Origin of the sequence: Bacillus sp. FSL W8-0645, from assembly GCF_038007905.1 — a bacterium.
GTDB classification, from domain to species: domain Bacteria; phylum Bacillota; class Bacilli; order Bacillales; family Bacillaceae; genus Bacillus; species Bacillus pumilus.
In genome coordinates, this window is record NZ_JBBOYC010000001.1 from 3,557,154 (window position 1) to 3,570,555 (window position 13,402).

Annotated in this window: 11 protein-coding genes and 1 pseudogene; 4 read left to right on the top strand and 8 right to left on the bottom strand. The window is 40.8% G+C overall.

The features are described 5' to 3' along the window. Positions 1-123: 123 nt before the first annotated feature. The 3 genes from NST39_RS18465 (at position 124) to NST39_RS18475 (ending at position 1,815) form a co-directional block, all read left to right on the top strand. Positions 124-1,290 (top strand): Rap family tetratricopeptide repeat protein, encoded by a 1,167-nt coding sequence (locus NST39_RS18465; RefSeq protein ID WP_341029717.1) that lies wholly within the window; start codon positions 124-126, stop codon positions 1,288-1,290. Continuing rightward, positions 1,277-1,423, top strand: coding sequence for a hypothetical protein (locus NST39_RS18470; protein ID WP_155758700.1), 147 nt, complete (start codon positions 1,277-1,279; stop codon positions 1,421-1,423). The genes NST39_RS18465 and NST39_RS18470 overlap by 14 nt, the downstream gene beginning before the upstream one ends. Positions 1,424-1,548: 125 nt before the next feature. Continuing rightward, complete coding sequence (locus NST39_RS18475) at positions 1,549-1,815, top strand: YesK family protein (RefSeq protein ID WP_044140235.1); 267 nt, start codon at positions 1,549-1,551, stop codon at positions 1,813-1,815. Positions 1,816-2,139: 324 nt separating this feature from the next. On the opposite strand, the gene NST39_RS18485 is transcribed toward NST39_RS18475, so the two are convergent. The 6 genes and pseudogenes from NST39_RS18485 to NST39_RS18510 all read right to left on the bottom strand — a co-directional run bounded on the left by NST39_RS18485 (position 2,140) and on the right by NST39_RS18510 (position 8,301). Further along, complete coding sequence (locus tag NST39_RS18485; protein ID WP_341029721.1) at positions 2,140-3,258, bottom strand: hypothetical protein; 1,119 nt, start codon at positions 3,256-3,258, stop codon at positions 2,140-2,142. 65 nt (positions 3,259-3,323) lie between these two features. Next, a pseudogene (locus NST39_RS18490) lies at positions 3,324-3,514 on the bottom strand (septation ring formation regulator EzrA); the annotation flags it as partial. Between the two features lie 501 nt (positions 3,515-4,015). Next, a complete protein-coding gene (locus tag NST39_RS18495; RefSeq protein ID WP_341029723.1) occupies positions 4,016-5,473 on the bottom strand; it encodes a glycoside hydrolase family 32 protein in 1,458 nt (485 codons plus the stop codon). 20 nt (positions 5,474-5,493) lie between these two features. Then, positions 5,494-6,882 (bottom strand): sucrose-specific PTS transporter subunit IIBC, encoded by a 1,389-nt coding sequence (locus NST39_RS18500; RefSeq protein WP_065097792.1) that lies wholly within the window; start codon positions 6,880-6,882, stop codon positions 5,494-5,496. A gap of 254 nt (positions 6,883-7,136) precedes the next feature. After that, positions 7,137-7,970 carry a PRD domain-containing protein gene (locus NST39_RS18505; protein ID WP_185108036.1) on the bottom strand — a complete coding sequence of 278 codons (834 nt, stop codon included), beginning with the start codon at positions 7,968-7,970 and terminating at the stop codon, positions 7,137-7,139. Between the two features lie 52 nt (positions 7,971-8,022). After that, on the bottom strand, positions 8,023-8,301 hold the full coding sequence (locus tag NST39_RS18510) for a hypothetical protein (RefSeq protein WP_044140240.1): 279 nt from the start codon (positions 8,299-8,301) through the stop codon (positions 8,023-8,025). Positions 8,302-8,801: 500 nt separating this feature from the next. Between NST39_RS18510 and NST39_RS18515 the strand changes: the two genes are divergently transcribed. Next, a complete protein-coding gene (locus NST39_RS18515) occupies positions 8,802-11,228 on the top strand; it encodes a S8 family peptidase (protein WP_341029727.1) in 2,427 nt (808 codons plus the stop codon). Between the two features lie 324 nt (positions 11,229-11,552). On the opposite strand, the gene NST39_RS18520 is transcribed toward NST39_RS18515, so the two are convergent. Both NST39_RS18520 and nfsA read right to left on the bottom strand, forming a co-directional pair. Continuing rightward, on the bottom strand, positions 11,553-12,554 hold the full coding sequence (locus NST39_RS18520) for an LLM class flavin-dependent oxidoreductase (RefSeq protein WP_341029730.1): 1,002 nt from the start codon (positions 12,552-12,554) through the stop codon (positions 11,553-11,555). Positions 12,555-12,611: 57 nt separating this feature from the next. After that, the gene (gene nfsA, locus NST39_RS18525; RefSeq protein WP_144520127.1) at positions 12,612-13,361 is read right to left on the bottom strand and encodes an oxygen-insensitive NADPH nitroreductase; all 750 of its coding nucleotides are present in this window, start codon (positions 13,359-13,361) and stop codon (positions 12,612-12,614) included. Between the last annotated feature and the right edge of the window lie 41 nt (positions 13,362-13,402).

A 13,402-nucleotide genomic window follows, 5' to 3' on the forward strand; every position in this document is an offset into this window, starting at 1 on the left:
AGCTTGATTTTGCGGTATACCGAAAATTTACATAAATAGCGCATCTGTTCGATTTTAGAATAGTTAGACATGTTAAGGTATTGTATATAATTGGTTTTATAGGAATATGAAGGGGGAGTATATATGGGTGGTTCTATCACTTATGACGAGGTTGCGATCAAACTAAATGAATGGTATTCAGCCATCAAAAAAGACCAAATAACTGATGCTGAATTTTTAAAAGCGGATGTTAAACGACTCTTTGACAGTATGGAGGAAAATCAAACTGTTTTATTATATTTTAGTCTTCTAGAATTTCGACATGACTTAATGCTAAGCTACCTCAAGCCTAAGTTATCTAGCCAAGAGTTAGATGAATATATGGTTCAGATAAATGAGCAGAAACATAAGATTGATCAATCACTTCACGAAGACAAAGATCAAATTGAAAAGATGTTAGATTTTTATTTCTGGTTTTTTAAAGGAATGCACGAATTTAGGAAAAAACAATTTGACGAGGCGATCAGTTCTTATAAAAGTGCTGAAAAAATTCTTGTGGATGTTGAAGACCCTATTGAAAAGGCTGAATTTTACTACAAGTTATCAGAAGTGTACTACCATATAGACCAGTATCAAATTTCTGTCATGTTTGCACATAAAGCATTGAGTCTATTTATAGAACAACCATTAATGCAAGAAAAAATAGCCTGGTGTTATTCAGTCATCGCTGGAAATTATCTATCTAAGCTACAATATGCTGATGCACTTACTTACTTTGAAAAATCCCATTCTTTTGCACAGCAGACGAAAAACGAATACCTTATATCCTCTACGATCTTTAACTTAGGCAAGTGTTATTTCCACTTAGAAAAATATACAGAAGCCTTGTCCCATTTTGATACTTCTTGTGAACTTTTTGAAAAGAATGAAACATCACATGTTCCAAAATCCTATTTTAACAAGTTATACACTCTCTTGAAATTAGGACAGGTTGTTCCAGCAGCCGAAACTTTTGAGAAAGGGGTCTCGGCGGCCCAACAACTGGATGACATAATTTATGAAGCAGAAATGAAATTTTTATATTTCCTTTATTTTCAATCTAAGACACCAAATGCGATCACAGAGTTAAAACATTGGCTTGATACTCTACAAAGCAAAAATCTTTACGAAGATGTGTATCAACTAGCTTTTGAAGCTGCACGATACTATAATAGAAGTGGGCAGTTGGAAATTGCTGTCGTTTTTTATGAAAGAGCTCTTGAAGCAAAGTCGTTAATTCAAGGAGGGGAATTGTTATATGTTGAAGAGTAAAATTTTTGTTCCCATCATGCTTGTAACTGTAGCATTAGCGTTACCAATTTTTCATTCTGCTGCTGTCTCACATGAAGTGGCTGACAAAGTGATTACATCGAGTGTAGGGAAAGAAGCTGGAAATAAAATATAGGATCAAAGAAAAGGTTCTGTGACTGGCTGCTTTGGTAAACAGCTTAAATCAGTGGTACGATATTGAAAAGAACCCTGGTTATTCATTAGGGTTCTTTCATCATCTCTTTCAAGGGGGAAAAACAAATGTCTTTCTGGCTACTGACAACTATCCTTACAGTTATTATACTAGGCGTTTCTTTAATCTTTAAAAAAAACCAGTCATCTTTCCAGTATGGATTTCCAGCAGTTTTAATGATGGTAAGTATCATCTTATTGCTCATAAGCTTTTTTGTGGGAGGATGGGAAGGTTTAGGGTTAGGAGCGATCAGCGTTTCTTTGTTAGTTTCATCAGTTATCACTTTAATTATTACAAGCATTTTGAGTTATTTTAGTGGTATGAAACAAAAATAAAGCTTATGTTTGTGGACATAAGCTTGTTGATTATGCTTTTTTATAGCGAATATACATGTCTCGAATAATTTTTGTAATTACAGAGGTGCACATGCATAAAAAAGTCACCACCCCTACCCAATACATATTTGACATGTCAAACCCAGTATAGGCAAATATAAAAATGGTTGAAGTTATAAATGTGATAGTTAAAACCACATGAACCTTCTTAAAGATTAAATAGCCAATAATCCCCCAAGCCAAATACAACAATGGCAATGTGAATAACACAAGCCTCATGGGTTCAAGATAATGTAAGTTAATTTACTCCACACTCCTCGTCAGTTATTTTACAACTTCCAAGCTTGTCATTTCCCAATCCCTATCAGATTTTAGGGATATCTCTTTAGAGTCTTTGCTTTCAATATTATATTCAATAATTCTGCCAATAACTCCATCCTTATCTCTATCAAACATTCTTACCAATGCATAAATCTTGCCGTCTAAAATCTTGACCTCTTCTAAACGTTCGTCATCTGATTTAAAATTAAGTGGAATTTTTTCAGATGATATCTCTTTGAGCTCTCTGTTGAAAGTCTTGACTTCTCCTTCATAGGAGACTATCGTGACTCTATCATTGTCTATATTTGTCTTGTAGATAGTGAATCTATCATCCATGACAATCTTTCTTTTCGTATCGAGAGTTTTCTTGTCGATTACAACCAACATAGAATTTTTCTTACTATCAACATTATCGTTTACAGCAACCAACAATTCCTTATCGCTCAATGACTTCAAAGAATCATTGTTGTCAGGGAAGAAAACTGAGTCCATGTCTATCTCTTTTCGTTTTTCTTTATGATTTTTGGGGTCTATCGAGGAGGCTATAACGCTATCATTATTATTATTAATAATGGCATAAATTCTCCCATCTTCAAATACTGCCGAGGTCAACGACCCTTCAAGTTCAACCTGCTTCTTATTGTTGTCATCTTCATTCCAGTATACTAATTCTCCTACTAAGCCATCCTCTGTAAAGCCAACGTTAATGTCGTGTAGAACATACCCATTAGAGTAGTTAATAAAGAATGCACCCTCGTCTTCTGTAGATTTTGAAAGTGATTTTGTTTGTAGATGGTTTACCTTGCCATTATTCTTATCTATCGAGACATGATAATTAGACCTATTAGATGAGAAGTACATATTATTATCACTCTGAGTAGATGAGGTAAATCCCACACAGTCTTTCATTGTTATACTCGACAATTTCTTTCCTTCGTTGTTATAGTTGACCACCTCGCATCCTCTATCCATTACCTGCGAATAAATGATAGCAAATTTACTATCTTTCATATTGCTCAATTCTCCCTTAGAAGAGTCTCCCACAGCCTCTTCTTTCTTTGAACATGCTGTACATATTAATGCTATGGCACAAGCTGATAAAAGCAACTTAAAGTATTTCATTCAATCATCTCCTTTTAATTTTAAACAAGCAAAGCAATCGGGGAAATCCCCGACTGCTTATTAACTTACTTTTTATGACAAAAGACCTTCGTGTTGTTAGAGCTAACTAATTCCATCGGTGACACGACTAAATCGCTTTTATAATGGTCAATATCGTGACCTTGATTTTTCCAAGCTCTCCAAGCTAATTGAGAGCAATAGAATTTTTTGTAGTTTTCTTGTCAAAGAAGTTCAAATTGTATGGCTTCTTTTTGTCTTAGAAAACCAAGACAATGTCACCCTGTAGCATCTATCCTATTAGTCTTTTTAGAATATGTCACTTGAAAGGTTTGGGTTTAACCTTCAATTCCCCGTTCCTTTTCCAACAATGGAACGCTGTAATTGTATTTCTTTCATTGGTCATGTACAAACACTTCCTTTGCGCTTTTAAGGAAAATAGAGGTTTACTCACTGCACAAAATAAAAAGAAGCAGGCTATCCCTTCCTGCTTCTTTTTCGCTCTTCTTTAGCTTTAGTAGTAATATTTCATACAGGTTGATTTCTACCTATACAAACTCATGATTCATCTCTTTTTTCTTGTTTGACATTTCCTATTTTTAATCGACACCTTCTCTATCAATTGTGCAGGCGGCTGAAGAGCTCCCTTATTTATAGCATTGCGCTGTTTCTTGTACTTATCAACCGGAAAATTCAATTTCACATCATACTGATCATCACTTATAGGAGACGTAGACGTTTTCTCTACTTGTTGAGCAGATCATTGACCTGCTTTTCTTTGTAAATGCCATGTTTTTAGTTTAAGCTTTGTTTCATTTCTGCCACTGATCGAGATTGATTTATTTCCCGGGGAAGGAAAGTAACGAGCAGTCAATACTTTTCGGCCTCCATTTACAAAAATCTCAATTGACGATGCATCAATAAAGATGTGAAGGTCGTGTAATTCCTCTATTGCTACTTCTCGAACTTCTTTTGATCGATCTTCAAATCGATCTCGCTCTAGTGTCAGTTTGCCCTCACCTTTATCATAAATGATACGGGCTGCCGCTCGAATACAGCATTCAAACCCTTTTTGTGTATCAATCTGATCAATGAATAACTCTGCGCTCGTAATATCATCTACAGGAATCGATTGAACGGAGCGTTTGATATGGAAAATATGCTCTTGTTCGTTGGTTCTCATCGCCTGAAGCTCAGTGACTGGCTTTTGAATCAGATGTCCGTCATCATCTAAACGCAGCTCTCTCGGAATGGTGAGGCAGTGTATCCATTGATACGAAATCGTTGGGTGATGCTCTTCTCCTTGATCAGGCACTCCCATCCATCCAATTAAAATGCGTCTGCCTGATTCGTCTAGAAAGGTTTGCTGTGCATAGAAGTCAAAGCCTCGGTCCAGCTCCTCAAACGCTCCGTGCGTATATTGATAAGTATGGTCATCCAATCTCCCAACAAAATAGCCTGATTGATGTGTATTATGATATTTTAAGCCATCTGGTTTTAATCCCTGTGGCGACACAATCAAGACATCTCGGCCATCTAATTCAAATAGATCTGGACATTCCCACATATAGCCGAAATCCTCTAATCCATTTTTCCCACTGCCTGCAATGATGCCTTGAAACGTCCAATTGTCTAAAGTATCAGCGGTAAACAAGACGAGATTCCCTTTCAGGTTCAGGCTTTGTGCACCTAGAACCATGTACCACTGGCCATTTCGCTTCCATACTTTCGGATCACGAAAATGGGCAGTGAATCCTTCTGGCAGCGTCGCCACAACACCTTTTTTCTGAAAATGAATGCCATCCTCTGAAACAGCTAAACATTGATACGTCTCGCGGTTCCCTTGTTCATCGCGAACGTTTCCAGTGTACATCACATACATATGTCCATCGTCAATGACTGCACTGCCAGAATAACAGCCGTTTTGATCAAACCAATCACTTGGCGCAAGGGCGGCTTCCTCGTGCTGCCAATTTACTAGATCTGTCGATGTGTAATGGCCCCAAAATTTTGCGCCGTGACCCGTTTTGAATGGCTGCCACTGATAAAAAACGTGGTAGACCCCTTTCCATTGAATCAACCCATTCGGGTCATTTAAAAGACCAACTGGCGGCATTAAATGAAAATGCTGGCGATACACATCTTTTTTCACCAAATGCTCATAGTTTCGAATACGTTCTGCTACCTTTTGACGAAGTGCTGCGTCAGTTGTTGTCATGGACTGTGACCACTCCTTGATTATTTTTCGACTTCTTTTACTTTAAAGATGATGGTGAGAGTAAATGAAACAGCAACAGCGATTAACATACCAATCACATAATTTACCACATTTTGCACACCGAATGGCGCTGCAATCGCAATCATCGGAATACCCGTTAAACCATAGGCGTTGGCTGCTACCTTTGTGAAGACAACAAATGCCCCGCCTAATGCGCCTCCAATCATCGCGGCGATAAACGGCTTACGATAGCGGAGATTGACACCGAATATCACGGGCTCGGTAATCCCTAGGAAAGCTGAGAAGGCTGCAGGAAGTGCGATTTCTTTTGTTTTCGCACGTTTCGCTAAGAAAAAGACCGCCAAGCCTGCTCCGCCTTGCGCTACGTTGGACATCGCCCAAATTGGCAGCAAATAGTTACGCCCAATATCATTCAGCAATCCTGCTTCAATCGCATGGAAGCTATGATGGACCCCTGTGAGCACAATGAGAGAGTAGGCTCCTCCGAAAATGAGCCCTGCTAAGAACCCTGCGTGATCATAAATAAATGTCAGTGCATTCGAAATTCCTGTACCGAGCATTCTTCCAAGCGGTCCAACAGCAATAAACGTCACAAATCCAGTCACAATCACCGTCACAAATGGGGTCACAAGTAAATCAATACTGTTCGGAACCACTTTTCTTAAATTTTTTTCAACAAGACACATGATGTACACAGTCAATAATACTGGAATGACTGTTCCTTGGTAACCAAGAAGAGCAATATCAAAATTGAATAAATGCATATACTCTGGTTTCGCATCCGTCAGTCCCCACGGGTTGAGCAGGTTCGGGTGAATCATAATCCCCCCAATAACGGCTCCTAAATACGGATTTCCACCAAACTCTTTCGCTGCACTGACACCAATTAAAATCGGCAAAATGATAAAGGCTGCACTTGAGAACATATCAAGCATTTGAAAGATTGCGGAGCTTGGGTCAGCCCATTTGAAGGCTTTCATCATGCCTAAAAGCCCCATTAATAAACCGCTTGCAACAATGGCTGGAATGATCGGTACAAAAATATTTGATAACGTCTTTGCAAAACGTGCAAGTGGATTCATTTTTTGTTTCACTGCTTCATCATGGCTGACAGGTTTTTCTTTCTCGTCGTCTGTCTCAAGGCCGGTCTCACGAGCAAATGGTTCATATACTTTGTTGACCGCTCCCGTTCCAAAAATGATTTGGAATTGCCCCGAGCTTGAGAAAGCCCCTTTTACCCCTTCAAGTTCCTCAATGGCATCTTTGTCAATCAGTTCCTCATCTTTCATCACCAATCTGAGTCTTGTTGCACAATGCGTGGCACTGATGACATTTTCTTTGCCGCCTAATAGTTCTGTTAATTTTTTGGCTGTTTTTTGATAATCCATGTTGTCTCCTCCTTTTTTAAAGCAAAAAAGACCTAAAATTCACTAACGATAAAAGGACATACACGTCCCCTCGTTACGCAAATTTTAGGTCTTGCCTGCCTGACAGTCACAATCCCACGATATCAAGTTTTGATTACGCTTTCATCATAGTATAAGAGCGTGACCTGCGTCAACCTCTTTTTTCGAATCTATTGACCCATATACACTATTTAGAGTAGTGTGCATAAAAAAAAGCCTGCATGCAGGCACAAACACTAAACCAATTCGGCATCCTGCAGACGCTGGACATGCAGCGTGATGTAGCCGATCTCCGATTCAGGGAGATGAAGTTCATATTCATTTTTCAACAAATCAGCGAGTCCACGTGCACACCGGTAAGCCAAATCATACTTTGTTTGGATAAAACTCAGCATGTCATCGTCCATGATTTGAAATGCCTCATTTGATTCCAACCTGCCTAATGCATACCTCAAATGTGTCACAAGTCGCTGATAGGAAATACTATCCTCATCAATTGAATGCTGAAAATAGCTTTCTATATGCTCGATCATTTCTTTGATCATCGTTGTATATTTCACGGTCTTTTTCATAGACTCCGTATTCATTTTGGCCGTATGAATATGGAGTGCCACATACCCTGCCTCATCGTCCGGCAGTTCAACCCCGAGCCGCTCCTTTACATAACGAATGGCATACTTCCCAATATCATATTCCTGCTTATATAAGACTTTGATCTCACCAAGCAATTTATTATATAGCACAATGCCCTTTTGAATACGCTCAATGGCAAAGGATAAATGGTCAGTCAGTGATATATGGATATGATCACTAAGCGGCATCATCAGTTCACCCTCCGCATAACTGATGATATGCTCTGCCACCTCAATATGCGCTTCGGGCAATGTCGCAAGAATTTGTTTGAATTTCTCATTTTCTTCACGCACAACAAAGATTTTCTCTATTTTTTGAACGGGAACGACGTCATTTTTCCCCTTCTGAAAAGCAATTCCGGGACCCATCACAATTTTCTCCTGATCACCCTCCTTTACAATCACTGCATTGTTATTCAATATCTTATATATCTTCAAGGGGTATCCTCTCCCACCAGATAACGTTTCTTATGTGGGATTTTACCCTGTTTCATCTCTCATGTAAAGGTAAGAGCGGACCAGCACGCGCCTCTCTCGTCGTCTTCTCATCAAGCATCATCAGACTTTGCTTAAACGGTTTCTCTGACCTGCGCTTCTTGTTCTTTTCTTCTGCCAGCTTCTCTAGCTCTCTCTCTTTCACCACTTGAAAGAAACGTTCATCCACCGCGGCCGCCTGAAAACGTTGCTGCTTCATCATCACACCAGGATTCACAAGCACATTCATCATGAAACCAAACCATACACTCAACCAGTTTTTGAATTTCCTCACTGAACATCCCTCCGCTTTTCTTAGAATCTAGCAGTTCTAGCAAAACAACTGCTCCTATCATATCCCGAGAAAAAAGAGAGATTTGTCACAATCTGGGTGAAAAAACAAACTAGTTTTCAGAAGTTTTGTTGAAAAGTGCAGAAGTTCATCATGTAAGTGGATGTTTGAATAAAAATTTTATACACACTATATCCAAAAGATAAGCACACCTTATCAACAGGGTTTATCCACATATCAACACCCCATTACTAGATTTTGTGTATGAGATTTTTTTGTTTTCCATATATGTATCTAAATAATTGAGTTATCAACAGGAGTTTGTGCATAAGTGAGACTTTATAAACAAAATAGTTCTTTGTGACTATGTAAAATAAGACCATTTTAGTAAAGGAAATGTTTTCATCGTATTGAATACTTAATAACGGGCAGTGAATCTTTCCTATTTATCCACAAAAAGAAAGGCTATCTCCCTAAAAACACAGCTAGAAAGGGGAAAATTAATGAAAAAGGTCATCTCTCGTTCTTCTGTTCTATTGTTCTCCACTATTTTTATTTTATCCACATTCTTTACAGGTCAACAGGCTAGTGCCGCTCCATCGAACAAACAGGTGGAACTGGAAAAAGCAGAAATCTTCGGTGAAATCAATGTCAAATCTAAAAAACATACCACTGTCATTGTTGAATTAAAGGAAAAATCCTTAGTTGAAGCAAAGCAAGAAGGCAAAGCTCAAACAAAGGCCTCCCTCAAAAAATCTCGAACAAAAGTAAAAAATGCAGCACTCAAAGAAATTGATAAAGCGAGTGTTCGTCAAGAATATGAAAAAGTCTTCTCTGGTTTCTCTATGAAACTTCCTGCAAACGAAATTCCGAAGTTGCTCGCAGTTGACGGAGTAAAAGCCGTTTATCCGGATGTTACATATCAAACAGATGAAGTGAAAAAAGAAAGCATCCAGCTTCCAAACGAAGATGTCTCCCCTCTTATGGATAAAAGCGCTCCATTTATCGGTGCCCCAAAAGCTTGGGATGCCGGCTACTCTGGAAAAGGGGTAAAAGTCGCTGTCATTGATACTGGAGTAGACTATACCCACCCTGATTTAAAAGGAAACTTCAGTTTATACAAAGGCTATGATTTTGTTGATAATGATTATTCTCCGCAAGAGACACCTAAAGGAGACCCTAGAGGTGAATCGACAGACCATGGCACACACGTCGCAGGAACAATTGCTGCCAATGGACAAATTAAAGGTGTCGCAAAGAATGCCACGCTTCTTGCCTACCGTGTACTTGGACCAGGCGGGTCTGGGACAACTGAGAACGTCCTTGCAGGCATCGACCGGGCTGTTACTGATGGAGCAGATGTCATGAACCTCTCTCTCGGAAACAGTGTGAATAACCCTGATTATGCCACAAGCATCGCACTCGATTGGGCCATGTCTGAAGGCGTTGTCGCTGTCACATCGAATGGAAACAGTGGTCCGAACAGCTGGACAGTCGGTTCTCCCGGCACGTCAAGAGATGCCATTTCTGTCGGAGCAACTCAGCTTCCGTACAGCCTTTACAATGTAAAATTCCCGAACTATTCTACTGCAAAAGTGATGGGCTACTACCAAGAGAGTGATTTAAAAGCACTTGACCAAAAACAAGTCACACTCGTCCATGCAGGTATCGGTGACGAAAAAGCATTTGAAGACATCGACGTGAAAGGAAAGGTTGCCGTGATCGAACGAGGAGCCATTGCCTTTGTTGATAAAGTCGACAATGCAAAAGCTGCTGGTGCAATCGGCGTTGTGATGTATAACAACACCGATGGAGAAATTCCAGTCGATGTACCGGGACTTGCTCTTCCAACGATTAAGCTTTCAAAAGCTGAAGGAGCGGCGCTTGTCAAAGCCATTGAGGCTGGAAACAATACAACAACTTTCTCCATTCAATTTGTCAAAGAACTTAGTGAGCAAGTCGCTGACTTCTCCTCTCGCGGACCAGTTGTGGACACGTGGATGATTAAGCCTGATTTATCAGCGCCAGGCGTCAGCATTGTGAGTACAATCCCAACGCATGATGCTTCTCAGCCTTACGGATATGGCTCAAAGCAAGGGACAAGCATGGCTTCACCGCATGTGGCTGGGGTTGCAGCGATCATGAAGCAAGCAAAACCATCGTACTCAACAGAACAAATCAAAGCATTGCTGATGAATACAGCAGAAAAATTATTTGACGCAAACGGCAGTCCATTCCCTCACAACACACAAGGGACAGGCAGTGTTCGCATCATCGAATCACTCCAAGCGTCATCTATCGTTTCTGATGCGAGTTATTCTTACGGCACTTTCTTGAAAGAAAAAGGCGTTCAAATCAAAACGAAGAAATTCAAGGTAGAAAACCTTTCAAAAGCACCGAAAACGTATACCATTGATTACAAATTCGATGGCAGCGGCATCAGCACAAACGGAACGAAAAAAATCACTGTCAAAGGGAATTCCACTGGGTCCTTTACTTCCGCGGTACAAGTGAACTACGGTAAAACGAAAAAAGGAACGTACCAAGGCAGCATTACCCTTCGCGAAAATGGCAGAAAGGTCACAGAGATTCCGACTTTATTGATTGTAAAAGAGCCTGATTATCCTCGTGTCACTTCGGTTTCTGTAGAGCCGGATAACCGTGCTGGAAGCTATGTCATTAGCAGCTATCTGCCTGGCGGAGCTGAAAACCTTGCATTCCTCGTCTACTCGACAGATGGAGAATATTTAGGTGAAGCAGGTGTTTATCAACATGTTGATAAAGGAGAACACCGCGTAAAATGGAATGGCACGATCAATCAAGGTCAAAAGCTCGAACCTGGTGAGTATACAATGCTTGCGTATGCCAGTTTGAAAGGGAAATCCGACACTGTTCAAACGAAGGAACCTTTCGAAATTCACCCTGAATAAACGTGAATCACAAGAAAAGCCTTGCATGAGCGGATATGCTCATCAAGGCTTTTCGATCATATATGGAGGAAAGAGAGACTGATGTTGATATTGCTATGGATCGTTTCTTTTTTTACTGCTTTTTTTCTAACGATCACCTTGGTGTATTTTCTCACCCTTTTCCACGCGAAACATCCTCGTCCTTTTCATCAAGCATGCGAGCTGACGGTCTATGTGTCCTTCATTTACCCGCTTAGTTTGCTGGTGACAGCCGCGTTTATTTTCATCATGATGCTCCTCTTCCCTCTCTACTGGCTGCGTGGACGGTAAACAGACATACATACGTTATGCATCAAAGGCTTCTTTTAATAAACGATACGATGTGAGCCGGTCTTGCATGCGGTGAGTGATGGTCACGGCGATCACTTCATTTGTACGATAAGCTTTCGTTAGTGCCGTCAGCTGCTTTTTCACAGAAGATGGCGTTCCAACCACCATCCTTTGACGATTGGCAGCCACTCGTTTTTGTTCATATGGACTATAGGAATAAGCCTGTGCCTTTTCATATGAAGGATAGCCCCCGAGGTTTTGCCCCTGTTCATTGGCGAGTAAGGATAAATCTAAGCTGACTGCCAGTTTTTCTGCCTGTTCCTCTGTTTCAGCACATAAAACGAAGACCGCCAGACTGACGCGCGGCTCATCACCGAATGCTGAAGGTTCAAACCGGTTGATATATTGCTCTACAGAATCTTCTCCACCTTCGCCATTGATAAATAGAGCAAACGTATAGCCTGCACCTGCTTTCGCCGCAAGTCTTGCACTTCCTCCAGAGGAACCAAGCATCCATACCTCTGGTGCAGTCTCTACCTTCGGAGAAGCGGTTAAATGGGGCAGCGGGTAAAATTCATCCGCTAGGTCGTGTAAATAGACCTTCAACTCTTCTACCTGCTCAGGATATTGATCACCTAGACGTTTTCGTTCACCATGATGAAGAGCTATGGAGGAAATGGGCATACCACCAGGAGCACGTCCAATTCCAAGATCGATTCTGCCAGGAGCGAGGGCTTCAAGAACCCTGAAGTTCTCTGCTACTTTATAGGCACTATAGTGAGGCAGCATCACACCGCCTGAGCCAATACGTATATGTGACGTAACGGCTGATAGATGACCGAGAAGCACCTCTGGACTCGACCCTGCAAGCCGATTTGAAAAGTGATGCTCTGATACCCAAAAACGGTGATAGCCCCACTTTTCTGCCTGCTTTGCCAATTCAACCGTTTGCTTCAAGGCTTCAGCAGGTGTTGCATCTCCAATTAAAGGAGATTGATCCAGTATACTTAATTTCATCTTACTGCACCTCTTACAGAAATCCCCCTCTCTCCATCGAAAGGGGGGATGTCTTATTTATTTTCGATTAAAGCCCTTCTCTTTCACAAATTCTCCAAGGAAGGCACGCTTTGGCTGACTAAAGCCGCGAAGCATCTGCTTAGACCAAGTATCTGTTCTCTCTCCGTTTGTCCGTTCTTCATAATATGATGAAATACGATCATCGTATTCTTTTAAATAACGATCCACATGCGCTTCATCTTGCTGATATGAATTTTCATGATAAATGAGTTCAACTGGCAGTCGTTCCTTTTGTGACGATTGACTCGCTGGATGTCCGACAACCAGACCAAATAATGGCAGCACATATGATGGCGTTTCAAGCAAATCAGAGACTTCTCTCAGTTGATTGCGCAGGCCGCCAATATAGCAGATCCCAAGTCCCATTGATTCTGCAGCTATACTCATATTTTGCGCAGCGAGCGCCGTATCAATGACGCTAATGAGAAAGGCTTCCGTATTCTCAAGCGCCTCCTGATGATTCTTCCCTGCTTTTTTTGCAATATCATCATGGCGTTTCAAGTCTGCACAGAAGACAAAGAAATGCCCATTCTTCTCAACGTATGGCTGATTCCCAGCCAGTTCAGCAAGCTTGGCCTTCTTCTCTTGATCTGTCACACCAATAATACTGTACGCCTGTACATAGCTTGATGTCGAAGCAGCCTGTGCACTTTTAATGAGTGTCAGCACCTCTTCTTCGGACAAACGCTCGTCTGTAAACGAACGGATGGACCGATGATTTAATATCGTTTCTATCGTTTTGTTCAATTCGAAGACCTCCTTCACTTCTACTATCATAAGGCAAAGAC